The sequence below is a fragment of the Pseudonocardia halophobica genome (assembly GCF_027922425.1).
Classification (GTDB): domain Bacteria; phylum Actinomycetota; class Actinomycetes; order Mycobacteriales; family Pseudonocardiaceae; genus Pseudonocardia; species Pseudonocardia halophobica.
In genome coordinates this window covers 342,786-365,212 of record NZ_BSFQ01000003.1, presented here as the reverse complement: position 1 = coordinate 365,212, position 22,427 = coordinate 342,786, and the positions used below count along the sequence as shown (strand labels likewise).

Here is a 22,427-nt window from a genome sequence, read left to right as displayed (position 1 = left end):
ACCTGTGTCACGCTCGTGGCATGTCCGACCTGCTGTCCACAGCTCCGCGCGCACGGCTGCGCGACCTGCTCTCCGGGCCCGCCCCGCTCGTCGCCCCCGGCGCCTACGACGCCCTCTCCGCCCGGCTCGTCGAGCAGGCGGGCTTCGACGCCGTCTACATGACCGGCTTCGGGACGACGGCCGGCCTGCTCGGCCGCCCGGACGTCGGCCTGCTCACCGGGACCGAGATGGCCGACAACGCCCGCCGGATCGTCGCGGCCGTCGACGTGCCGGTGATCGCCGACGGCGACACGGGCTACGGCAACGCGATCAACGTGCTGCGCACGGTGCAGACCTACGAGCAGGCCGGCGTCGCCGCGATCCAGCTCGAGGACCAGGTCACGCCGAAGAAGTGCGGCCACATGAGCGGCAAGGAGATCGTGCCGCTGCCGGAGATGCTCGGGAAGATCCGCGCGGCCGCCGAGGCCCGCCGCGACCCGGAGTTCCTGATCATCGCGCGGACGGACGCGGTCGCCGTCGAGGGCGTCGACGCGGCGATCACGCGGGCGAAGGCCTTCCGCGAGGCCGGCGCCGACCTGCTGTTCGTCGAGGCGCCCACCGCGGAGGCGGACATCGAGCGGATCGCGGGCGAGCTCTCCGGCGTCGCCCCGCTCGTCTTCAACTGGGCGGAGGGCGGGAAGACCCCGCCGCTGACCCTGGAGCGGATGACCGAGCTCGGGTTCCGGCTGGTCATCTACCCGATCGGCACGCTGCTCGCGGCGACCGCCGGGATCCGGACGCTGCTGGAGACCCTGCGCAAGGACGGGACGCCGCAGGCCGCGCTGCCCGGCCTGCCGGCCTTCGACGAGTTCACCTCCCTCGTCGGCCTGCCCGAGGTGCAGGAGCTGGAGCAGCGCTTCCGCTGATCCCTGCGGCACTCTCGTTCATGGCCGGTGAACGAGGGCGCCCACTCGCCGGTCCCGGGGCCGGGGTTCGGCGGGCCGTGCGGCGGGCCGGTGGCCGGCCCGCCTACGCTCCCCGGTCATGAGCGAGCCCGCGAGCGAGTCCGCGTCCCGGTCCGGCCGGATCCGGGTGGCCGTCGTCTTCGGCGGGCGCAGCTCCGAGCACGCGATCTCGTGCGTCTCCGCGGGCAGCGTGCTGACCCATCTCGACCGGGAGCGGTTCGACGTCGTGCCGGTCGGGATCGCGCCCGACGGCGCCTGGGTCCTCGGCACGGACGACCCGGCGGCCCTGCGCATCCGGGACCGCGCGCTCCCACAGGTCGACGCCACGGCCACGGCGCTCGCGCTGCCCGGCGACCCGACCCGGGGCGGCCTGCTGCGGCTCGACCCGGGCCGCGCGGGTGAGGTGCTCGCGGGCGTCGACGTGGTGTTCCCGGTGCTGCACGGCCCGTTCGGCGAGGACGGCACCATCCAGGGCCTGCTCGAGATGGCCGGGCTGCCGTACGTCGGCGCCGGGGTGTTCGCCTCCGCGGCCGGCATGGACAAGGAGTTCACCAAGAAGCTCCTGGCCGCCGAGGGGCTGCCGGCCGGGAACCTCGTGGTGCTGCGGCCGCAGGCGCGGACCCTGTCGGCCGACGAGCGCGAGCGGCTCGGGCTGCCGGTGTTCGTCAAGCCGGCTCGGGCCGGGTCGTCCGTCGGCATCACGAAGGTGAGCGACTGGGCCGACCTCGACGCCGCGGTCGCCACCGCCCGCGTGCACGACCCGAAGGTGCTGGTCGAGGCCGCGATCGTGGGGCGCGAGGTGGAGTGCGGGGTGCTGGAGCTGCCCGACGGCACGCTGCGCGCCTCGGTGCCCGCCGAGATCCGGCTCGTCGGCGGGGCCAGCGAGTTCTACGACTTCGAGGCCAAGTACCTCGACGACGTCTGCGAGTTCGACATCCCCGCCAAGCTCGACGACGCCGTCGCCGAGCGGCTGCGCGAGACGGCGATCGCCGCCTTCCGCGCCCTGGACTGCCAGGGCCTGGCCCGCGTCGACTTCTTCGTCGGGGAGGGCGGGGAGTTGACCGTCAACGAGGTCAACACCATGCCCGGCTTCACGCCCATCTCCATGTACCCGCGGATGTGGGCGCACACGGGCGTCGACTACCCCACGCTGCTCGCCACGCTGGTCGACACCGCCCTCGCGCGGGGCACCGGCCTGCGCTGAAGCTCCCGACTCGCGCGTCCCCTCTCCCGACTCGCGGGCGTTGTCCCGCGAGTCGGGGGTTCCGGCTCCGCGAGTCGGGGGTTCTGGTAGCGCGAGTCGGGGCTGAGTGCGTCAGCGGACGGTGATGGCGGTGCGGGGGAGGGTGCGGGCGATCGCGTCGGAGACCGCCTGGACCGGGCCGGTGCCGACGGCGGTGGGCGTCGTGAGCGCCACGTAGACCCCGCGGTCGACCGCCACGTAGGTGACGAGCGTCGGCTGCGGGGTGCCGTCGGAGATCGTGAGCCAGCTGACGCCGTTGACGTCCGTGAGGGTCGAGGTCGGCGTCAGCTCCTGCGGGCGGGGGAGACCGCAGCGCAGCACCACCGGTCGCGGCACGGCCGCCCACGCGCGCGCCCCGGGCTGCGCGGGCTCGGCGAGCGGCCGCGTGGGGAACGCCGGGTCGCCGGGGAGGTCGGCGGGCAGCGCCGCGAGCAGGCTCGTGCAGGCCGGGGAGGACGCATCGGGGGCGTCGACCGGCGCGAGGGCGAGCGGTCCCCTCTCCGGAGCCGGGGCAGGCGCGTCGAACGCCCCGGCCCGCGCCGCGATCCCGAACCCGGCCACGACCAGCGCGAGCAGGACCGGCAACGCGATCGCGAGGACCACCGCCGGCCTTCGCAGGTCGGGGCCGTGCCGCGGACTGGTCGGGGAGGACATCGACGTGCTGGGTTCCGGGATCCGGCGCGCTCAGCTCAGCTTGACCACCGGGCACGTCAGGGTCCGGGTGATCCCCGAGACCCCCTGCACCCGCGCGACGACGAGCTGGCCCAGCTCGTCGACGTCGGCGGCCTCGGCGCGCACGATGACGTCGTACGGCCCGGTGACGTCCTCGGCGGTGACGACGCCCTGGATGGCACCGATCTCGGCGGCGACCGCCGCCGCCTTGCCGACCTCGGTCTGGATGAGGATGTAGGCCTGCACCACGGCGTGCCCCTTCCGGTTCTGCTTGTCTGGGGACCCGCCGGACGGCGTCCGACGGGAAAGTCGGAAGGCAACGTACCTGAGGAGAGCCCGTGTCCCCATCGTCGCGCACCCCGTCGGGGGCCACCGAGGCGAGCGACACACCGAGCGAAGCGGACGAAACGCCCGCACTGGCCACGATCGGGGAGTTCGGGCTCATCGAGCGCGTGACCCGGGACCGGGTCCAGCCGCCCGCGACGCTGCTCGGCCCGGGCGACGACGCCGCCGTCGTGGCCCAGCCGGACGGGCGGGCCGTGGCGTGTGTCGACGTCCTCGTGGAGGGCGTGCACTTCCGGCTCGACTGGTCGGCGCCGGAGGACGTCGGGCGCAAGGCGGTCGCGGCCAATCTGGCCGACGTCGCGGCGATGGGGGCGGTGCCGACCGGCCTGCTCGTCGGCCTCGCCGCGCCCCGCGACACGCCCGTCGAGACCCTCGAAGGGCTGGCGACCGGAATGTGGACCGAGGCCGAGGTCGTCGGCGTGGGGCTGGTGGGCGGCGACGTCGCCTCCTCGCCCACGCTCGTGGTCTCGGTGACCGCGCTGGGCTCGCTGGAGGGACGCGCCCCGGTGACCCGCGACGGTGCCCGGCCCGGCGACGTCGTCGCCGTGTGCGGGCGGATCGGCTGGGCCGCCGCCGGGCTCGCCGTGCTGACCCGCGGGTTCCGGGCGCCCGGCGTGCTCGTCGACGCCCACCGCGTGCCCACCCCGCCGTACGCCGCCGGGCCCGCGGCCGCGCACGCCGGTGCCACCGCGATGATCGACGTGTCCGACGGCCTGCTGGCCGACCTGGGGCACGTCGCCGCGGACTCCGGGGTGCGGATCGAGCTGCGGCGCGACGCGTTCGCGGTGCCCGACCGGTTGGCGGAGGTCGCACCGGCGCTCGGCGTCGACCCGATCGACTGGATGCTGACCGGCGGCGAGGACCACGCGCTGGCCGCGACCTTCCCGGCCGGCACCACCCTGCCCGCAGGTTTCGTCGAGGTCGGCGCGGTGGTCGAGGGAGAGGGCGTGGTCGTCGACGGCGAGCCCTACGCCGGCGCCCCCGGGTGGGAGCACTTCACCTGACGGCGACACCCGCGGTGCGCTGTGAGGGCCGTCGTCGCTGTGAGAGTCGGAACGTGATCGGTCGCGCCGTGTGGTGCAGGAGCCGCCGTGGTGCGGCTGCTGCACCACAGCGCACTCAGCTCCGGCGGCGGAACAGCCTGCGCAGCAGCGTGTCCGGCTTGCCCGGCACGGAGCGCTGCGGGTGTGCGAAGGGGCGGTCCGCGGGGTCGACAGGGGCGATCGGCAGGGCGGGAATGGTCGCGGGAGCGGGAGGCGAGGCGATCGGCTGCAGCACCTTCGTCGACGGGCCGGAGGCGGGCGGGACCGTCCGGACAGGTTTCGGACGCGGGGCCGGCGTCGGCTTCGGTCCGGTGTCATCCGTGCGGGACAGCTCGACGGTCGTCTCCAGCTCCGACGGCTCGTCCGGCACGGCGGCGGGCGGGTCGACCGGTGTCGCGGCCGGCTGCGCCGCCGTCTCGTCCACCGGGTTCTCGGCCTCCGGCTGCCCGTCGGCCGGCGGTGCGGGCTCGATCCGTGAGGCCTCCGTCTCCGGCTGGGCATCGGGCTCCGGCGCGTCCGGCGCGTCCGGGAGCTCCGCGCCCGGGTCCTTGGCGAGGTCCTCGGTCTCCGGCTCGTCGGCCCGCACCTCGTCGGCCCGCGCCTCGTCGGCCCGCACCTCGTCGGCTCGCACCTCGTCGGCTCGCACCTCGTCGGCTCGCACCTCGTCGGCCCGAACCTCGGCCGCCTGGGTCACCCGAGCCTCGGCGTCGTCCGCCACGGCCCGGTCCTCGGTCGGCTCCTCGTCCGCGCCGGCCTTCTCGACCCCGGCTGCCGTCGGCTCCTCGACGCCGCCGGCGACCGGCGCACCCGCCGGCTCCTCGGACGGCTCCGCGGCCGCGGTGGGAGCCTCAGCCACCTCGACCGACTGCACCGGGGCCCCCGCCGCGGACGTGTCGCGCGCGTCCGCGGCGGGGGAGGTGCGGGGGCGCGGGCTGGGACGGACCCGCAGGTAGGTGGTGCGCTCGGCGGGCCGGACCTCGGACTCGTCCGTGCGGTCGTCGGGCGTGCCCGATGCTGTCGACTCCTCGGTGGTGCTGCGTCCCGACTCGCTCACGGCCCGGCTATCGGGCCTGCGCGCGGTGCCGTTACGCGGTGGCGGCACCTCTCCCGGCGACCGGTCGACCACGCACGGGCACCGGCCGGGGTCGTGAGTGCCGATCGTCGCCATAGCGACTATTGCCACTCACAGGGGCGGCGAGCGGGCGGTCGGTCGGGTACGCAGGAGCGGTGAACGCACGGTCCGCGTCGCTCGTCCTGGTCGGGCTGCTCGCGCTGTCGCTGAACCTGCGGGCGGCGCTGTCCGCCTACCCGCCGCTGCTGGGCGAGGTCCGCGAGTCCCTCGGGATCGCCGCCGGCACCGCCGGGGCCGCGCAGACCGGCGCGATCCTCGCGATGGCCGCCGGCTCGTTGATCGGTCCGCGGGTCGGGGCCCGGTTCGGGGCCGTGCGGGCGCTCGGCGGGTCGGTCGGGCTGGTCGCGCTCGGCAGCCTGGTCCGCGGGGTCCCGGCGCTGGCCGCCCTCTTCGCCGGGACGCTGGTGATCGGCCTCGGCATCGGCGTCGCGGGCGTGCTGCTCACCGCGGTGGTGAAGGACCGCCTCGCCGCCCGCGCGGGCGCGGTGAGCGGCGCGTACGTCGTCGCGATGATGCTGGGGTCGACGATCGTCAGCGCCCTGGCCGTGCCGGTGGCCGTCGCGCTGGGCGGCTGGTCGTACTCCCTCGCACTGTGGGCGGTGCCCGCCCTGCTGGCCGTGGCCATCTGGGTCGCGATCATGCGCGGCGACACCGGCGCCCGCGACGGATCGGCGACGACCCCGCGCCGGCTGCCCTGGCGCGACCCCTTCGCCCGCCTCGCCGCGATGTACCAGTCCGGAGTGTCGCTCACCGTCTACGGCTCGCTGACCTGGGTCGCGCCGGCCTACGTCGACCGCGGCTGGAGCCCCGCCACCGCCGGGCTGCTCATCGCCGTGTGGAGCGTCGCGCAGATGCCGTCGGCGCTGATCGTGCCGACCCTCGCCGACCGGTCGGGGCACTTCCGGCGGTGGGCGCTGCTCATGGCGTCGTGCGTGGTCGTGGCGGTGCTGGGGATGGTGCTGCTGCCCGAGCCGCCGGTGGTGGGCGCGTGGCTGTGGGTCGCGCTGATCGGGATCGGCTGCGGCGCGGGCTTCCCGCTCGGGCTGTCGGTGATCGCGCACCGGACCGCCGACCCGGCGGCGAGCGCCGCGACGAGCGGGCTCGCCCTCGGCGTCGGGTACACCGTGGCGGGGATCGGGCCGCTGCTGATGGGCGTGCTCGTCGACCTGACGCACGGCTACGCCGCGGCGCTGCTGGTGCTGCTCGGCGCCGCGGTGCTGCAGATCGTCGCGACGATCGGGATCGGCGACCACCGGCGCGAGGCCGCCGCCGCGACCACCTGAGAAAACCCGGGACGGCGTGCGGACGGCGTCGCTACGCTGCCGCCGTGCCCTTCCTTTGACGCACGTCCCGCCCCCTGCCGCCCGCCGCCCGCGGTCCGGCGCGCCTCGTCGTCGGCTGGGCCCTGCTCGCCGACGTCGTGCCGCTCTACCCCCTCTACGCGCTCTTCTTCGCCGAGCACGGCATGTCCGGGGCGGAGATCTCCGCGCTCTTCGCGGTCTGGTCGGTCACGGGCCTGGTCGCGGAGGTGCCCTCGGGCGCCCTGTCCGACCGGTTCTCCCGACGGCGGGTGCTCGCCGCGGGCGGGGTCCTGCAGGCCGCGGCCTACGTCCTGTGGCTGCTCGCGCCCGGCTTCCCCGGGTTCGCCGCGGGCTTCGTCGTGTGGGGCGTCGGGACGTCGCTGTTCAGCGGCACGGTCGAGGCCCTCGTCTACGAGGTCCTGAGCGCCGCGGAGGCGGCCGACCGGTACGCGGGGGTCCGCGGACTCGTCACCGCGGCCGGGCACGCCGCACAGGTGCCCTCGGCGGCCGCCGCGACGGTCCTCGTCGCGACGGGCGGGTACACGCTGGTCGGCTGGGTGAGCGTCGGGTCCTGCCTGGCCGCAGCCGTGCTCACCGTCGCCTTCCCCGACCCGCCGCGCGCCGGTCCGCCGGACGACGGCCCGGACGAGACCGCCGAGGACCTCACGTACTGGCAGACCCTGCGCGCCGGGCTCGCCGAGGCCGTCGGCAGCCGCGCGGTCCGGGGGGCCCTGCTCGCGGCCGCGCTGGTCGGCGGGGTCGACGCGCTGGAGGAGTACTTCCCGCTGATCGTGGGTCAGCAGGAGGCGGTGGCGCTCGTCGCGGTGCCCGGTCTCCTGGTGCTGGTCGCGCTCGCAGGGGCGGCCGGTGCCGCCCTGGGTGGGCGGGCCGGGGTCCTGCGTGGGCGTGGGCTCGCGACGCTGCTGTTGCCGGCCGCCGCCGCGCTGCTGGCCGCCGGGCACGGGGGAGCGGTCGGCCTGGCCGCCCTCGGCACGTACTACGCCCTGCAGCAGTGCGCCCAGGTCGTCACGGACACCCGCGTGCAGGAGCGGCTCTCCGGCCGGGCCCGCGCCACGTCGACCTCGGTCTCGGCGCTCGGCACCGAGCTCGTGGCGCTCGCGGTGTTCGCGACCTGGGGCCTGGGCGGGACGCCGGCGGTCGCCGTCGGCCTGCTGGTCCTCGCCCCGGCGGTGTGGTGGCTGCTGCGGCGTGCGTGAGCTCAGCCGGCGAAGCCGGGCACCCAGCGCTCGACGAGGCCGCGGGCGGCCACGGTGCAGTCGAGCCGCGCGAGGATGTTCATCCACCCCGAGAGCACCCGCATGACCAGCGCGTACTCGGGCGGGAAGGACAGCGCGCGGCCGGTGTCGCGGTAGGCCCGGTTGGTCGGGTTGGCCACCCGGGCTCCCTGCCGCGCGATCCACTCCTCGGTGAAGTGGAACTTCTCGACGCGCAGCGGGTCGGCCAGCGCGCCCACCCAGCGGAGGACGTCGGCGGTCTCGGCCCCGGGGGCGAGGAAGCCCTCGGCGCGCAGGAGCCGGTCGAGGCCTTCGGCGTCCTGCTCCGCGGTGAGCCCGAGGATCCGCACGAGCACCGGCGGGATCCCGTCCGGCAGGCTCGCGGCCGCCCCGAAGTCGATCATGCCGAGTCCGCTGCCGTCCGCCAGCACGAGGAAGTTGCCGGGGTGCGGGTCGGCGTGCAGCAGCCCGACCCGGGCGGGCGAGGCGAACATCGTCTCCACGACGGTGTGCCCGAACCGGTCCCGGTCCTCCTCGGCCCCGCGCCCGCCCAGCAGCTCCCGCAGCGGGAACCCGTCGAGCCACTCGGTGACCAGGACCTTCGGCGCCGACGCCACCACCCCAGGGATGCGCAGGCCCGGCCAGTCGGCGAAGCCGGCCGCGAAGGCGCGCTGGCGGTCGGCCTCGAGCCGGTAGTCGACCTCCTCCATCGTCCGCTCGCGCAGCTCCCGGACCAGGGCGCGGGCGTCGAGCGCGGGGAAGATCGCGCCGAACAGCCGGGAGAACCGCTCCAGGGTGCGCAGGTCGGAGTCGAGGGCGAGGTCGGCGCCGGGGTACTGCACCTTGACGGCGACGTCCCGGGGCCGGCCGTTCGACCCCCGCCAGACGGCCCGGTGCACCTGGCCGATGCTCGCGGCGGCGCGCGGCTCGTCGTCGAACTCCGTGAACCGCTCCCGCCAGCCGCGGCCCAGCTGCTCGGCGAGCATCCGGTGGACGTCCGCGACCGGCATCGGCGGGCTCGACGTCTGGAGCTTCGCCAGGGCCTCCTGGTACGGCCCGGCGATCTCGGCGGGGATCATCGCGTCGTAGACCGACAGCGCCTGGCCGAGCTTCATCGCCCCGCCCTTGAGCGAGCCGAGCACGGCGAAGAGCTGTTCGGCGTTGCGGGCGAGAGTGGTGGCGGTGACCTCGTCCGCGTCGGCCCCGGCGAGCGTGCGCCCCCAGCCGCTGACGGCCCGGCCGGCGAACGTGAGGGGCAGCGAGGCGAGCCGCGCGGAACGGCCGAACCCGTTGCGGGGGACGCCCCGGTCCGCCCTCTCGTCCGCCATCACACCCCTTTCCGCAACCCACGGTGACCCTACTGTCACGCGGCGGGAGCGCAGCCCGGCACCCGGTCCCGTACCCCGACCGCGGGGTGTCATTCGCGTGGGCCGGTGGCCGGGAGTGCGGCTAGCGTGCCCGTTCGTGGTGGTGGACGGCGCCGCGGCGCCGCTGGACGGGCGGGTCAGGGCGGCTCTCGCCGCCTCGCACCTGCGCGGGCTGCCTCCCGGACTCACCGCCGCGCTGCTGGAGGGCGCACGGTGCGTCGGTGTGTCGGCGGGCGACACGATGCACCGCGTCGGTGAGGACGAGCGCCACGTCGAACTGGTCGTGCGGGGTCTGGTGCGGGTGCACGCGAGTGCCCCCGACGGCCGCACGCTCACCGTCAGGTACTGCCCGCTGGGTGCGTTGATCGGGACGCTGTCCCTCTACGCCGAGCCGTTCGTCATGCCGGTCACGACCCAGGCGGTGGTCGACTCGGAGCTGCTGGCGATCCGGCCGGGCGTGGTCCGCGGGCTCGCCGACCGGGACGTCCGGGTGGCCCGGGCGCTCCTGCACGAGCTGAGCGAGCGCGCCACCGCCTTCGCCGCGGAGATCGGCGGGTCGGCCTTCTCCACCGTCCGCCAACGCGTGGGCCGGCACCTGCTCGACCTCGCCGCGCAGTGCCAGCAGGGACCCGAGCTCGTCGCGCCGATCAGCCAGCAGGAGCTGGCCGACGCCGTGGGCACCGTCCGCGAGGTGGTGGTCCGCACGCTGCGCGAGCTGCGCCGGGAGGGGGTGCTCGAGACCGGCCGGCACGGCGTCCGGATCCTGGCGCCCGAGCGCCTGTCGGCGGAGGCGTTCCGACCGCCGGACGGGTGGAACACAGGTCCCTGACCGGCCGCGACCACGAACCTATCGTTCCGGGATGGCTGACTGTGTGGTCGTCGGAGCGGGCCCGGCCGGACTCGCGGCCAGCATCGCGCTGGGCAACCGCGGGATCGACCACGTGGTGCTGGAGCGTGGTGTCGCCGGCCGGACCTGGCGCACCCAGCGGTGGGACTCGCTGCGCCTCAACAACCCGGGGTGGATGAACCCGATGCTCGGGGCGCAGCCGGCGGGCTCGTACCTGACCGCCGCCCAGGTGTGCCGGCGCCTGGAGCTCCTGGCCGCGCGGTGCCCCGTGCGCGAACAGGTCCCCGTGACCTCCTTGATGCCGGACGGGGGCGGTTGGCTGCTCCGCACCGGCGAAGGCCCGCTGCACGCGCGCACCGTCGTCGTGGCCACGGGCGGGGAGAGCGTCCCCCGGACGCCGCGCGCGGCCGGGCTGCTGCCGTCCGGGATCGTCCAGCTCCACGCCGCGGGCTACCGCCGGCCGGAGCTGCTGCCTGCCGGCGCGGTGCTCGTCGTCGGCAGCGCGCAGTCGGGCTACCAGATCGCGGACGAGCTGCTCGGCGCCGGACGGCGGGTCGTCCTCGCGACCTCCCGCGCCGGTCGCGCCCCAGCCCGGCACGCCGGGAGGGAGACCATCGAGTGGCTCGCCGAGAGCGGGTTCTTCGACCAGCGAGCCGACGACCTGGCCGACCCCTCGGTCGTGCACGCGCCACAGCCGCTGCTCGCCCCCGGCGGTCGCAGCGCCAGCCTGCAGACCCTGGTCCGGCGGGGCGCGGTCCTGACCGGCCGGCTCGTCGGGATCGACGGCCGGCGGCTCCGCTTCGACGACAGCACCTCGGCCACGATCACCGCCGCCGACGCGTTCGCCGCACGGATCAGGACGCTGCTCGACGAGCACCTCCGGCGCACCGGTCGTGCCGTGCCCGCCCCGGAACCCGACCCCGCCGACGAGCCGGTGGACATCACCCCGCCGACGAGCCTCGACCTGGGCGCGGCCGGGATCGGGACGGTGATCTGGTGCACCGGGTACGCGGGGGACTTCTCGTGGCTGCACCCCGTGCTGCGCGACGGCGGCCGGCCGGTGCGCCGCGGCGCCGCGGGAGCGCTCCCGGGGATCTGGTACCTCGGGCTGCGGTGGCTGCTCCGCCGGTGTTCGGGCAACTTCTTCGGGTTCCCGGGTGACGCGGCTACGGTCGCCGATGAGGTCGCGCGGACGCTGCACGGGAACGGGACGGGGACCCGGCGCAGGCCCCGCCCGGCCGCGTTCGACGTCGTCCGGACCATCTGAACGTGCACCACGGGCGCGCCGACGGGCCTCAGGGCGCCGCGGACAGGAGTTCGGCCCGGCGGCCGAGGAGGGCGTCGGCGACCGGCCCCTCACCTGCGGCGGCCACGGCCGGGGCGTAGGCGTCGAAGAACTCGACGTACACGCCGACCAGATGCGCCCGGAGGTCGCGGACCGCCGCGGCGGCGTCGTCGATGCCGGACTCGCGCCACCGCATGGCGGCGTGCGCGAGCGGCGCGTGGGCTCCGTGCCGCCCGTACCAGGTCGCCGCGGCGCCGTTGTGGCCCATGCGACCGGACGCGAGCGTGTAGAGGAAGCGGATCGGGAACATCGCCGCCTTGCTCGCCACCCGCGGGCCGGCGGCCACCTGCTCCTCCGTCCTGTGCAGGGCGGCGAGGTAGGCCCGGTCGAACCTCTCGACGGCGAACTGCGCCGCCTCCACGACCAGCGTGGTCGGAGCGGGACGGGTCGCGTCGCCCCGCTCGTCCACCCCGTACAGCAGGCGGCCGTCGTCGAGGAGGTCGAGCCGGTCCACCGCCGGGAGCCGCGAGCACGGGCCGGCCCCGTGCCGGACGCCGTGCCAGTCCGACCAGAAGACCGACAGTCGCTCCGCGAGCGGGTTCCCCGCCCGCTCGACGGTCGCGCGCCGGATCGCGGCGACGCGGGCGCCGACGTCGTCGGGGAGCGAGTCGAGGACCAGCGCCAGGTCGATGTCGCTCGCGAGCGGGGCGAAGCCGCCGTGGGCCAGGCTGCCCAGTGCGAACGCGGCGCTCAGGCGGTCGCCCAGGACCTCGCGCGCCACCGCGGTCGCCGTCCGCAGCACCTGCTCGCCGCCCTCGCGGTCCTCGCCGGCCATCCGGGCACCCTCGCACGATCCGCCGTCGTCGGGCACGGGGTCGGGGCCCACCGCCGGGGCTCAGTCGGGGATCGCCCCGATCAGCTTCTCCAGGGTGTTCCAGTTGCGGCCGGTGGTCGGCACCTTCCACGCCTTGCGCACGAACGCGGCGACGTCCGGGGAGTTCGAGATCCCGTCCGGGCACCACTGGTAGATCAGCCCGCCGCGCACCACGATCCGGTCCGGGTCGAGCTCGGCGGGGCTCGGCGCGCCCGGCGGGGGCTCGCCGAAGAGCCAGAGCACGAGCATCCGGGAGCCGTTGTCGGCAACGTCACGCAAGGGATGTCCGTCCGCCGCCGCTTCCAGGTCGGCCCGGGTCAGCGCCAGCACCCTGATCTCCGTGCCGTACCGCTCGGCGAGGGCCTCCTCGACCCGCTCGGCGACGACCGCGGCGGGCTCGTCGGCGGCGAGGACGGCGTTGCCGCTCTGCAGCAGCGTCCTGACCTGCGTGTACCCGAGGCCCGTGAGCATCTCGCGCAGCTCCGCCATCGCGACCTTCTTGTTGCCGCCGACGTTGACGCCCCGCAGGAGCACCGCGTAGCCCGACACGGGCGGGAACCTACACCCGCCCCGGCGACCCGACCGCTCACCGCACACGGAGCGCATCCGGCTGACCTCGGGGACGGGACGGGGGTGTTCCCCCGTGACCCTGCCGTGACGTTCTGGGACTCTGGTCCGAGTACTCCGCGAGACCCCCGTGGGAAGGACCCCCTCGTGCAGCTTCTCGACGCCGGCGCCCTCGTGGCGCTCTTCGACGCCGTGCTGCACAGCGTGTGGCTGCTACCGGTGCTCGCGGTGCTGATCGCGTTCGACGGCCCGTTCCCCGTGCTGCCCAGCGAGACGCTGCTGACGGTGGGCGCGGCCGCGGCGTTCGGCACCGGCGACGTCGTCGGCGTGCTCGGGCTGTTCCTCGCTTCGATGGTCGGCTCGATGCTCGGCGACGTGGCGGTGTACGCCCTCGGCCGCAGCTCGAACCGGCTCCTGCGCGGCGCGGGCCAGAAGGACGACGGGCTGGGCGCGTGGGTCCGGCGCAACCTCTGGAGCAGGCCGATCGTCGCCTGCGTCGGCGCGCGGCTCGTCCCCGGCGGGCGGCTGGTGAGCACCGCCGCGTGCGGGCGCGTGCGGCTGCCGGTGCGGATGTTCCTGCCCGCCACCGCGGCCAGCTCGGCCATCTGGGGCGTGTACATGCTGCTGGTCGGCGCGGTGCTCGGCCCGATCACCAAGGGCAACCCGCTGCTCTGCCTCGCCGCCGGCATGATCATGGCGGTGGTCACGGCGGGCGGTTTCGAGGCCGCCCGGCGCATCCGCCGCCGTGTGCTGGCCCGGCGTGCGGCCGCCACGGTCGCCCCGGTCGCCACCCCGGAGCCCGCGCTGGCACGCTGACCCCGTTCCACTCCTGCGGCCCGTCTCACGCTGAGACGGGCCGCACGTGTGTGCGGGCCGAGAATGATCGGGTGCGCGACGAGGCGTGGGTGGTCGAGGTGGGGGAGCAGAACGCGGCCTGGTTGGCCACGGAGAGCCGGACGGCGCGGCTGGCCCGCGAGTACCGGCCCGTCGACCTGGGGGACGGCAGGGTGCGCTACAACGCCCGCGCGCTGGGTGCGGCGCGCGAGCTGGGCGAGGAGGAGGACGGCTTCCTCACCGACGACGCCGACGGCCTGCGGGTCTGGATCGGCGAGGACGCGTTCGAGCTCGACCGCGAGTAGCGCACAGAATCGAGAGCGCTGCTCTTGACCGGAGGGCGGTCCTGCGGTTCACTCACGACATCGAGAGAGCACTGCTCTCGAACGAGACGAGGAGTCACGATGATCGAGCCGCAGCAGCGCTACCTGGCCCCGAAGAGCGGCACCGCCGTGTTCAACCGGATCGTCGCCGCACTGACCCGGGCCGGTATCAGCGTCATGGGCAGCCGCGTGCTGGCCGTCCGCGGCCGCACCAGCGGGCAGTGGCGCACCACGCCGGTGAACCTGCTGCAGGTCGAGGGGGAGCGGTACCTGGTCGCGCCACGGGGCCACACGCAGTGGGTGCGGAACCTCCGGGCCGCGGGCACCGGCGAGCTGCGCCTCGGCCGGCGGGTCGAGACGTTCACCGCCGTCGAGCTCGACGACGACGAGAAGCTCCCGATCCTGCGCGAGTACCTGCGGAAGTGGGCCTGGGAGGTCGGTGCCTTCTTCGAGGACCTCGACAAGGACTCGCCCGACGACGCGCTCCGTGCGGCCGCCCCGGGCTTCCCCGCCTTCCGCCTCCGGTGAGGTTGCTGTCCGGTGCCGGTGGGGGCTCCCCAGTCCACCGGCACCGGTGTCGGGTTCAACGCGGCGGGCCGCCCGGGGTTTCGGTCGGAATCCCACGAACCCCACCAGTCCCGCCGAACGTGGCACGAGATGCGCCGATCGGTCGCTCCCGCGCCGGACTGCGTGCCGCGGCAACGACCTCCCGATGATCGCGCGGTGGCGACCGCGCGGCGCCGGACCGGATCTTCCGGACAACCCTCCCGACGCCCGGCGGGCCGCGGGGGCGGGCGCTAGGTTCGTTTTGTGGTGGAACGCTCCGCGGCCGACGGGCCCGCTCCCTCCGACGCTCCGGACCGCGACCGCTCGGACGAGGGTGGCTCGGGCGGCGAGAGCACCCTCACCGTCCTGATCGCGGGCGCCGCGAACGCCGCGATCGGCGTCCTGAAACTGGTGGCGGGCCTGCTGACGGGCTCGTCGGCGATGCTGGCCGAGGCCGCCCACTCCGTCGCCGACACCACCACCGAGGGCCTGCTGCTGGCCGCGCTGCGCCGCTCGGCCCGCCGGCCCGACCGTCGCCACCCCTTCGGCTACGGCAAGGAACGCTTCTTCTGGGCGCTGATCGCCGCCGTCTCGATCTTCGTGTCCGGCGGGGTGTTCGCGATCTACGAGGGCGTCACGACGATCCTCGGCGAGAGCGCCGAGCAGACCCTCGCCTGGGTCGCGTACGGCGTGCTCGGGGTGTCGTTCCTGTTGGAGGGCACCTCGTGGCTGCAGGCGGTGCGCCAGGTGCGGCGCGAGGCGGCGGCCGAGGAGACGACCTTCTTCCGCTGGTTGCGCGGGACCGACGACCCCACCGTGAAGACCGTGTTCTTCGAGGACAGCGCGGCGCTGATCGGCCTGCTGCTCGCGTTCGCGGGCGTCGGGCTGCACCAGCTGACGGGCTCGGGGGTGTGGGACGGGGTCGCGTCGCTGCTGATCGGGCTGCTGCTGGCCTGCGTCGCCTACATCCTGGGCCGCACCAACAAGGGCCTGCTGATCGGCCGGCAGGCGGATCTGAGGCTGGTCACGGCCATCCGCCGGGCGTTGCAGGACCGTCCCGAGGTCGACGCCGTGGTGGACCTGTTGACCATGCAGCTCGGCACCGACAGCGTGCTGCTCTGCGCCCGCCTGGACTTCGACGACTCGCTTGGCGCCGCCGACGTCGAGCGGGCCTGCGTGGAGATCGACGCCGAGCTGCGGAAGAGCTTCACCGACCTCGCCGAGATCTTCCTCGAACCCGTCCCGCGGACCGACCCGGTCATGCGCGGGCGGGTGCTGGACCGCTACGGCCGCACCCTCGCCTGAGAGGCGGGGCGGCCGGCCGGCGCCGGAATGCACGAACGGCACTTTCGCGCGCCAGGTGCGCACGAAAGTGCCGTCGGTGCGATCAGGGACGCGTCAGGCGATCTGACGGTCCGTGGGGTTGATCGGGCGCGGGAGGACCTCCCGCCCGGTCAGGAAGGCGTCGACCCCCGCGGCCGCGGAGCGGCCCTCGGAGATCGCCCACACGATCAGCGACTGGCCGCGGCCCATGTCGCCGGCGACGAACACGCCGTCGACACTGGACATGTAGTTCTGGTCCCGCGCGACGTTGCCGCGCTCGTCGAGCTCCACGCCCAGCTCGGAGAGCAGCTTGCCCTTCTCCGGGCCGACGAAGCCCATCGCCAGCAGGACCAGGTCCGCCGGGATCTCCTTCTCGGTGCCCTCGACGGGGTCGAAGCCCCGCTCGCCGCGGGTGACCTCGACCAGCCGCAGCGCCTTGACCTTGCCGTGGCCGTCGTCGACGAACTCGGTGGTGTTGACCGAGAACAGCCGCTCGCCGCCCTCCTCGTGCGCCGAGGAGACCCGGTAGACCATCGGGTAGGTCGGCCAGGGCATGCCCTCGGTGCGGTGCTCCGGGGGCGTCGGCATGATCTCGAGCTGGGTGACCGACGCGGCCTTCTGCCGGTGCGAGGTGCCCAGGCAGTCGGCCCCGGTGTCACCGCCGCCGATGATCACGACGTGCTTGCCCTCGGCGGTGATCGGCGGGGCGTCGAGGTCGCCCTGCTGCACGTGGTTGGCCCACGGCAGGAACTCCATCGCCTGGTAGATGCCCTCGAGCTCGCGGCCCTTGGCCGGGATGTCCCGCCACGCGGTGGCCCCGCCGGCGAGCACGACGGCGTCGTACTCCTCGCGGAGCTGCTCGGTGGTGACGTCGACGCCGACGTCGACCGAGGCGCGGAAGTGCGTGCCCTCGGCCTGCATCTGCTCGAGCCGCCGGTCGAGCCGGGACTTCTCCATCTTGAACTCGGGGATGCCGTAGCGGAGCAGCCCGCCGATCCGGTCCGCCCGCTCGAACACGACGACCTCGTGCCCGGCGCGGGTGAGCTGCTGCGCGGCGGCGAGCCCGGCCGGCCCGGAGCCGACGACGGCGACCTTCTTGCCCGTCTTGGTCTGCGCGACCTGCGGGGTCACCCAGCCCTCGTCCCAGGCGCGGTCGATGATCTCGACCTCGACCTGCTTGATGGTGACGGCGTCGTCGTTGATCGCGAGCACGCACGCCGCCTCGCACGGGGCGGGGCACAGCGTCCCGGTGAACTCCGGGAAGTTGTTCGTGGCGTGCAGCCGCTCGATCGCCTCGCGCCAGTCCTTGCGGTAGACGAGGTCGTTCCACTCGGGGATGAGGTTCCCCAGCGGACAGCCCTGGTGACAGAACGGGATGCCGCAGTTCATGCAGCGGCCCGCCTGCTTCTCCAGCGTCGCGCGCGGAAAGTCCTCGTAGACCTCGCGCCAGTCCATCAGCCGCAGGTCGACGGGCCGGCGCTTCGGCGTCTCGCGCGGAGTGGTCAGAAAGCCCTTCGGGTCACCCATGTGCGGCCTCCATGATCGCCGCGTTGACGTCGCGGCCATCCTTCTCTGCCTGCTCGCGGGCCTGCAGGACCCGCTTGAAGTCCTTCGGCATGATCTTGCCGAAGCGCTCCACCGCCACGTCCCAGTCCTTGAGCAGGTCGCGGGCGACCGGGGAGTCGGTCTCCGCGTGGTGCTTCTCGACGTACGTCCGCAGGAACTCGCGGTCCGCGTCGTCGAGCGGGTCCATGTCGACCATCTCGGGGTTCACCCGCTTGGCCAGGGTGCGGTCACCCGCCTCGAGGTCGAGCACGTAGGCGATGCCGCCGGACATTCCGGCCGCGAAGTTGCGGCCCACCTTGCCGAGCACGACCACCTTGCCGCCGGTCATGTACTCGCAGCCGTGGTCGCCCACGCCCTCGACGACCGCCACGGCGCCGGAGTTCCGGACGCAGAAGCGCTCGCCGACGATGCCGCGGATGAACATCTCGCCCGACGTGGCCCCGTACAGGATCACGTTGCCCGCGATGATGTTCTCCTCGGCCGTGAACGGCGCCGACGGGTCGGGCCGCAGGATCAGCCGGCCGCCGGACAGGCCCTTGCCGAAGAAGTCGTTCGTGTCGCCGACCATCCGCAGCGTGATGCCCTTCGGCACGAAGGCGCCCAGCGACTGCCCGGCCGAGCCGGTCAGCGTGACGTCGATCGTGTCGTCCGGCAGGCCCTCGCGGCCCCACTGCTTCGTCAGCTCGTAGCCGAGCATGGTGCCGACGGTCCGGTTGACGTTGCGCACCGGCAGGTCCAGGCGGACCTTGTCGCCGCTCTTCAGCGCGCCCTCGGCCAGCTGGATCATCGTGTTGTCCAGCGCCTTCTCCAGGCCGTGGTCCTGCGCCTGGGTGCGGTGCCGGGAGGCGCCCTCGGGCAGCTCCGGCGCGTGGAAGATCGGCCGGAGGTCCAGGCCCCGGGTCTTCCAGTGGTGCAGCGCCGCGTCGGTGTCGAGCACCTCGGCGTGGCCCACGGCCTCCTCGAGGGTGCGGAAGCCCAGCGCCGCCAGGTGCTCGCGCACCTCCTCGGCCACGAACCGCATGAAGTTGACGACGTACTCGGGACGTCCGTCGAACTTCTCGCGCAACGCCGGGTTCTGCGTCGCGACGCCGACCGGGCAGGTGTCCAGGTGGCAGACGCGCATCATGATGCAGCCGCTGACCACCAGCGGGGCCGTGGCGAAGCCGAACTCCTCGGCGCCCAGCAGGGCGGCGATGACGACGTCCCGGCCGGTCTTCAGCTGGCCGTCCGTCTGCACGACGATCCGGTCCCGCAGGTTGTTGGCCAGCAGCGTCTGCTGGGTCTCGGCCAGGCCGAGCTCCCACGGGCCGCCCGCGTGCTTGATCGAGGACAGCGGCGAGGCGCCGGTGCCGCCGTCGTGGCCCGAGATGAGCACGACGTCGGAGAAGGCCTTCGCCACGCCCGCCGCGACCGTGCCGACGCCGACCTGGCTGACCAGCTTCACGTGGATGCGGGCCCGCGGGTTGGCGTTCTTCAGGTCGTGGATGAGCTGCTTGATGTCCTCGATCGAGTAGATGTCGTGGTGCGGCGGCGGGGAGATCAGGCCGACGCCCGGCGTGGAGTACCGGGTCTCGGCGATCCAGGGGTAGACCTTGCCGCCGGGCAGCTGGCCGCCCTCACCGGGCTTGGCGCCCTGGCTGATCTTGATCTGGATGTCGTCCGCGTTGACCAGGTACTCGCTGGTCACGCCGAACCGGCCGGACGCGACCTGCTTGATCGCGCTGCGCCGCGAGTCGCCGTTGGGGTCCGGGGTGAACCGCTCCGGGTCCTCGCCGCCCTCGCCGGTGTTCGACTTGCCGCCGAGGCGGTTCATCGCGATGGCCAGGGTCTCGTGCATCTCCTGGCTGATCGAGCCGTAGGAGATGGCGCCCGTGCCGAACCGCTTGACGATCGACTCGACCGGCTCGACCTCGTCGATCGGCACCGGCGGGCGCAGGCCCTCCTTGAAGGAGAACAGCCCGCGCAGCGTCATCAGCCGCTTCGCCTGGTCGTCGACCGCCTTCGTGTACTCCTTGAAGATCTCGTACCGGCCGGAGCGGGTCGAGTGCTGGAGCTTGAACACGGTCTGCGGGTTGAACAGGTGCAGCTCGCCCTCGCGCCGCCACTGGTACTCGCCGCCGACGACGAGCGCGCGGTGGCTGGCCCGGGTGCCGTCCGCCGGGAAGGCGCGCCGGTGGTGCTTGAGCGCCTCCTCGGCGAGCACGTCGAAGCCGACGCCGCCCAGCCGCGAGGTGGTGCCGGTGAAGCAGGTGTCGACGACCTCCTGCCCCAGCCCGACCGCCTCGAAGATCTGCGCGCCGGTGTACGAGGCGACGGTGGAGATGCCCATCTTGGACATCGTCTTGCGCACGCCCTTGCCCAGCGCCTTGACCAGGTTCTTCGCCGCCGTCTTGGCGTCGACGCCCGGGATGTCGCCCCGCTCGGCGAGGTCCTCGACGGTCGCCATCGCCATGTACGGGTTGACCGCGGACGCGCCGTAGCCGATCAGCAGCGCGATGTGGTGCACCTCGCGGGCGTCGCCGGACTCGACGACCAGGCCGACCTGCGTGCGGGTGCGCTCCCGGACCAGGTGGTGGTGCACCGCGCCGGTGAGCAGCAGCGACGGGATCGGCGCGTGCTGCGGGTCGACGCCGCGGCTGGACAGCACGATCAGCCGGGCGCCGTTCTGGATCGCCTCGGAGACCTCGCCGCGGATCTCCTGGAGCCGCCGCAGCAGGCCCTCGCCGCCCTCGGCCGCCTTGAAGACGCCCTTGACGGTGTAGGTCGCGAAGCCCGGGAGGTCGCCGTCGTCGTTGATGTGGACGATCTTGGCGAGATCGTCGTTGCCCAGCACGGGGAACGGCAGCACGATCCGCCGGCAGTTCGCCGGGCCGGCCTCGAGCAGGTTCTGCTCCGGGCCGAGCAGCGAGCGCAGCGAGGTCACGAGCTCCTCGCGGATCGCGTCCAGCGGCGGGTTCGTGATCTGCGCGAACAGCTGGATGAAGTAGTCGTAGATCTGCCGCGGCTTCTCGGACAGCAGCGCCAGCGGCGCGTCGTTGCCCATCGAGCCGATCGGCTCCGCGCCGGTCGCCGCCATCGGCTTGAGGAGGACGCTGAGCTCCTCCTCGGTGTAGCCGAAGGACTGCTGGCGGTGGGTCAGCTCGGAGTGCGCGGGCACCTCGCGCTGCCGCTCGGGCAGGTCCTCGAGGGCGATGCGGCCGGCGTGCAGCCACTCGCCGTACGGCAGCGACGCGGCCAGCTCGCCCTTGATCTCCTCGTCGGCGACGATCTTGCCCGCCTCGGTGTCGACCAGGAACATGCGGCCCGGCTCCAGCCGGCCCTTGCGCACGACCTGCGCCGGGTCGACGTCGAGCACGCCGACCTCGGACGCCAGCACGACCAGCCCGTCCTCGGTGACCCAGTAGCGGGCCGGGCGCAGGCCGTTGCGGTCGAGCACCGCGCCGATCTGCGTACCGTCGGTGAAGGCGACGAGCGCGGGCCCGTCCCACGGCTCCATCAGGTTCGAGTGGAACTCGTAGAAGGCGCGGCGCAGCGGGTCCATCTCGGCGTGGTTCTCCCACGCCTCGGGGATCATCATCAGCACGGCGTGCGGCAGCGAGCGGCCCGACAGGTGCAGCAGCTCCAGCACCTCGTCGAAGGTCGCCGAGTCCGACGCGTCCGGCGTGACGATCGGGACCAGCCGGTCCAGGTTGCCCGGCAGCACCGAGGACTCCAGCAGCGCCTCGCGCGCCTTCATCCAGTTGCGGTTGCCGCGCAGGGTGTTGATCTCGCCGTTGTGCGCGACGTACCGGTACGGGTGCGCCAGCGGCCACGCCGGGAAGGTGTTGGTGGAGAAGCGCGAGTGCACCACGGCCAGGGCGGTGGTGACGCGCGGGTCCGACAGGTCGGGGTAGAAGGCCTCGACCTGTGGCTCGGCGAGCATGCCCTTGTAGACCACGGTCCGCGGGGACAGGCTCGGGAAGTAGACGCCGGTCTCGTGCTCCACCCGCTTGCGCAGGCAGAAGGTGCGCCGCTCCAGCTCGATGCCGGTGGGCGGGGGCTTCACGATGCCCGTCTCGATACCGGCCACGAACAGCTGGCGGAAGCCGGGCATGGCGGCCAGCGAGGTGGGGCCGAGGTCGGCCTTCTCCGGGTCGGTCGGCAGCTCGCGCCAGCCGAGCACGCGGAGGTTCTCCTCGGCGGCCAGATCGTTGATCCGGGCGACGGCCTCGTCGGCCTTCGCCTCGTCACGCGGGAGGAACGCGATGCCGGTGGCGTACGCGCCCGCCTCGGGCAGGTCGAAGTCGACGACCTCCCGGTAGAAGGCGTCCGGGACCTGGATCAGGATGCCCGCGCCGTCGCCGGTGTTCTCCTCGGCGCCCCGGGCGCCGCGGTGTTCGAGCCGGAGCAGCGCGGTCAGCGCCTTCTCGACGATCGAGTGGTCGCGCCGGCCCTGCAGGTCGGCGACCATCGCGACGCCGCAGGCGTCGTGCTCGTGCTCGGGGGAGTAGAGCCCGCCGGGCACCGGCGCGCTCGTCACCGGAGTGGTCTCCGTGGCGCCGGGGCGGTTGCTGATCGCAGCCAACAGCTCCTCCTGTCGTCTCGGTGCACCCCGACTTCGCATCGGGACGACGTGTGGGTGGTTCCACAAGGGGGTCCAGAATACAGCGATGCTCCGACGGAACGCTGACGCTGGTCCGTTCGGGTGCACCGTCCGGACTGCGCCTCAGTCGTCTCCTGCTGGTGTTCGGACGCACGTGTCTCGGCCGGTGCCCGACTTCGGGCCCGGCCGGCGGCTTGCACTTGGGGACCGCACGCGGCGTCGGATGCGGTCTCTCCGGGGAAAGAGTGACACGCCGACGCGTTGATACGCCAGATGTAGCGGGCCGAACCGCTGTGACCTGCGTCGGAGCGACCTCCGACGGGCGGGGCGGACGACCGGCGGACGATCGGGGCCTGCCCGTCCGGGCAGGTCACGGCCCTCCGCCCCGCCCGGATCGG

At 74.2% G+C, this 22,427-nt stretch carries 19 protein-coding genes; 11 read left to right on the top strand and 8 right to left on the bottom strand.

Annotation, left to right across the window (positions count from 1 at the left end):
• The first annotated feature begins 20 nt into the window (after nucleotides 1-20).
• Together PKE99_RS06150 and PKE99_RS06145 are read left to right on the top strand one after the other, a co-directional pair.
• Nucleotides 21-905 carry an isocitrate lyase/PEP mutase family protein gene (locus tag PKE99_RS06150; RefSeq protein WP_051737124.1) on the top strand — a complete coding sequence of 295 codons (885 nt, stop codon included), beginning with the start codon at nucleotides 21-23 and terminating at the stop codon, nucleotides 903-905.
• A 118-nt stretch (nucleotides 906-1,023) separates the two neighbouring features.
• Complete coding sequence (locus tag PKE99_RS06145) at nucleotides 1,024-2,148, top strand: D-alanine--D-alanine ligase family protein (protein ID WP_037043287.1); 1,125 nt, start codon at nucleotides 1,024-1,026, stop codon at nucleotides 2,146-2,148.
• A gap of 111 nt (nucleotides 2,149-2,259) precedes the next feature.
• Here the strand turns inward: PKE99_RS06145 and PKE99_RS06140 are convergent, their stop codons facing one another.
• Nucleotides 2,260-2,841, bottom strand: coding sequence for a DUF3515 domain-containing protein (locus PKE99_RS06140; RefSeq protein ID WP_063739704.1), 582 nt, complete (start codon nucleotides 2,839-2,841; stop codon nucleotides 2,260-2,262).
• Between the two features lie 30 nt (nucleotides 2,842-2,871).
• Nucleotides 2,872-3,108 (bottom strand): Lrp/AsnC ligand binding domain-containing protein, encoded by a 237-nt coding sequence (locus tag PKE99_RS06135; protein WP_037043291.1) that lies wholly within the window; start codon nucleotides 3,106-3,108, stop codon nucleotides 2,872-2,874.
• A gap of 89 nt (nucleotides 3,109-3,197) precedes the next feature.
• Here PKE99_RS06135 and PKE99_RS06130 point away from each other — a divergent pair, with 89 nt between their 5' ends.
• On the top strand, nucleotides 3,198-4,208 hold the full coding sequence (locus PKE99_RS06130) for a thiamine-phosphate kinase (protein WP_156067376.1): 1,011 nt from the start codon (nucleotides 3,198-3,200) through the stop codon (nucleotides 4,206-4,208).
• Nucleotides 4,209-4,323: 115 nt separating this feature from the next.
• Here PKE99_RS06130 and PKE99_RS06125 read toward each other — a convergent pair whose 3' ends face one another.
• The gene (locus PKE99_RS06125; RefSeq protein WP_037043292.1) at nucleotides 4,324-5,301 is read right to left on the bottom strand and encodes a hypothetical protein; all 978 of its coding nucleotides are present in this window, start codon (nucleotides 5,299-5,301) and stop codon (nucleotides 4,324-4,326) included.
• A gap of 173 nt (nucleotides 5,302-5,474) precedes the next feature.
• Here PKE99_RS06125 and PKE99_RS06120 point away from each other — a divergent pair, with 173 nt between their 5' ends.
• Together PKE99_RS06120 and PKE99_RS06115 are read left to right on the top strand one after the other, a co-directional pair.
• Nucleotides 5,475-6,662: an MFS transporter gene (locus PKE99_RS06120; RefSeq protein ID WP_037043294.1), complete on the top strand. Its 1,188-nt coding sequence runs from the start codon at nucleotides 5,475-5,477 to the stop codon at nucleotides 6,660-6,662.
• Nucleotides 6,663-6,799: 137 nt separating this feature from the next.
• Nucleotides 6,800-7,897, top strand: coding sequence for an MFS transporter (locus PKE99_RS06115; RefSeq protein WP_063739705.1), 1,098 nt, complete (start codon nucleotides 6,800-6,802; stop codon nucleotides 7,895-7,897).
• Between the two features lie 2 nt (nucleotides 7,898-7,899).
• Here PKE99_RS06115 and PKE99_RS06110 read toward each other — a convergent pair whose 3' ends face one another.
• Nucleotides 7,900-9,243, bottom strand: coding sequence for an ABC1 kinase family protein (locus PKE99_RS06110; RefSeq protein ID WP_037043852.1), 1,344 nt, complete (start codon nucleotides 9,241-9,243; stop codon nucleotides 7,900-7,902).
• A gap of 136 nt (nucleotides 9,244-9,379) precedes the next feature.
• On the opposite strand from PKE99_RS06110, the gene PKE99_RS06105 reads away from it, so the two are divergent.
• Together PKE99_RS06105 and PKE99_RS06100 are read left to right on the top strand one after the other, a co-directional pair.
• Nucleotides 9,380-10,111, top strand: a complete 732-nt coding sequence (locus PKE99_RS06105; protein ID WP_156067378.1) for a Crp/Fnr family transcriptional regulator — start codon at nucleotides 9,380-9,382, stop codon at nucleotides 10,109-10,111.
• Nucleotides 10,112-10,142: 31 nt separating this feature from the next.
• On the top strand, nucleotides 10,143-11,396 hold the full coding sequence (locus PKE99_RS06100; protein WP_081923953.1) for a flavin-containing monooxygenase: 1,254 nt from the start codon (nucleotides 10,143-10,145) through the stop codon (nucleotides 11,394-11,396).
• A 28-nt stretch (nucleotides 11,397-11,424) separates the two neighbouring features.
• On the opposite strand, the gene PKE99_RS06095 is transcribed toward PKE99_RS06100, so the two are convergent.
• Together PKE99_RS06095 and PKE99_RS06090 are read right to left on the bottom strand one after the other, a co-directional pair.
• Nucleotides 11,425-12,249 (bottom strand): hypothetical protein, encoded by an 825-nt coding sequence (locus tag PKE99_RS06095; RefSeq protein WP_156067380.1) that lies wholly within the window; start codon nucleotides 12,247-12,249, stop codon nucleotides 11,425-11,427.
• Nucleotides 12,250-12,309: 60 nt separating this feature from the next.
• A complete protein-coding gene (locus PKE99_RS06090; protein ID WP_037043298.1) occupies nucleotides 12,310-12,837 on the bottom strand; it encodes a DUF1697 domain-containing protein in 528 nt (175 codons plus the stop codon).
• Nucleotides 12,838-13,002: 165 nt separating this feature from the next.
• On the opposite strand from PKE99_RS06090, the gene PKE99_RS06085 reads away from it, so the two are divergent.
• The 4 genes from PKE99_RS06085 to PKE99_RS06070 all read left to right on the top strand — a co-directional run bounded on the left by PKE99_RS06085 (nucleotide 13,003) and on the right by PKE99_RS06070 (nucleotide 15,863).
• Nucleotides 13,003-13,671: a DedA family protein gene (locus PKE99_RS06085; protein ID WP_037043300.1), complete on the top strand. Its 669-nt coding sequence runs from the start codon at nucleotides 13,003-13,005 to the stop codon at nucleotides 13,669-13,671.
• A gap of 71 nt (nucleotides 13,672-13,742) precedes the next feature.
• The gene (locus PKE99_RS06080; protein WP_037043301.1) at nucleotides 13,743-13,994 is read left to right on the top strand and encodes a hypothetical protein; all 252 of its coding nucleotides are present in this window, start codon (nucleotides 13,743-13,745) and stop codon (nucleotides 13,992-13,994) included.
• A 99-nt stretch (nucleotides 13,995-14,093) separates the two neighbouring features.
• The gene (locus PKE99_RS06075) at nucleotides 14,094-14,540 is read left to right on the top strand and encodes a nitroreductase family deazaflavin-dependent oxidoreductase (protein WP_037043303.1); all 447 of its coding nucleotides are present in this window, start codon (nucleotides 14,094-14,096) and stop codon (nucleotides 14,538-14,540) included.
• Nucleotides 14,541-14,924: 384 nt separating this feature from the next.
• The gene (locus PKE99_RS06070; RefSeq protein ID WP_425566457.1) at nucleotides 14,925-15,863 is read left to right on the top strand and encodes a cation diffusion facilitator family transporter; all 939 of its coding nucleotides are present in this window, start codon (nucleotides 14,925-14,927) and stop codon (nucleotides 15,861-15,863) included.
• Between the two features lie 93 nt (nucleotides 15,864-15,956).
• Here the strand turns inward: PKE99_RS06070 and PKE99_RS06065 are convergent, their stop codons facing one another.
• Together PKE99_RS06065 and gltB are read right to left on the bottom strand one after the other, a co-directional pair.
• Nucleotides 15,957-17,408, bottom strand: coding sequence for a glutamate synthase subunit beta (locus PKE99_RS06065; RefSeq protein WP_037043305.1), 1,452 nt, complete (start codon nucleotides 17,406-17,408; stop codon nucleotides 15,957-15,959).
• Entirely contained in the window at nucleotides 17,401-21,966 is a 4,566-nt protein-coding gene (gltB, locus tag PKE99_RS06060) for a glutamate synthase large subunit (protein ID WP_037043861.1), read from the bottom strand. The genes PKE99_RS06065 and gltB overlap by 8 nt, the downstream gene beginning before the upstream one ends.
• Nucleotides 21,967-22,427 lie beyond the last annotated feature (461 nt).

Coding starts and splice junctions, on each gene's coding strand:
- PKE99_RS06150 (WP_051737124.1), top strand. CDS start 21: ATGTCCGACCTGCTGTCCACAGCTCCGCGCGCACGGCTGCGCGACCTG.
- PKE99_RS06145 (WP_037043287.1), top strand. CDS start 1,024: ATGAGCGAGCCCGCGAGCGAGTCCGCGTCCCGGTCCGGCCGGATCCGG.
- PKE99_RS06140 (WP_063739704.1), bottom strand. CDS start 2,841: ATGTCCTCCCCGACCAGTCCGCGGCACGGCCCCGACCTGCGAAGGCCG.
- PKE99_RS06110 (WP_037043852.1), bottom strand. CDS start 9,243: ATGGCGGACGAGAGGGCGGACCGGGGCGTCCCCCGCAACGGGTTCGGC.
- PKE99_RS06100 (WP_081923953.1), top strand. CDS start 10,143: ATGGCTGACTGTGTGGTCGTCGGAGCGGGCCCGGCCGGACTCGCGGCC.
- PKE99_RS06095 (WP_156067380.1), bottom strand. CDS start 12,249: ATGGCCGGCGAGGACCGCGAGGGCGGCGAGCAGGTGCTGCGGACGGCG.
- PKE99_RS06075 (WP_037043303.1), top strand. CDS start 14,094: ATGATCGAGCCGCAGCAGCGCTACCTGGCCCCGAAGAGCGGCACCGCC.
- PKE99_RS06065 (WP_037043305.1), bottom strand. CDS start 17,408: ATGGGTGACCCGAAGGGCTTTCTGACCACTCCGCGCGAGACGCCGAAG.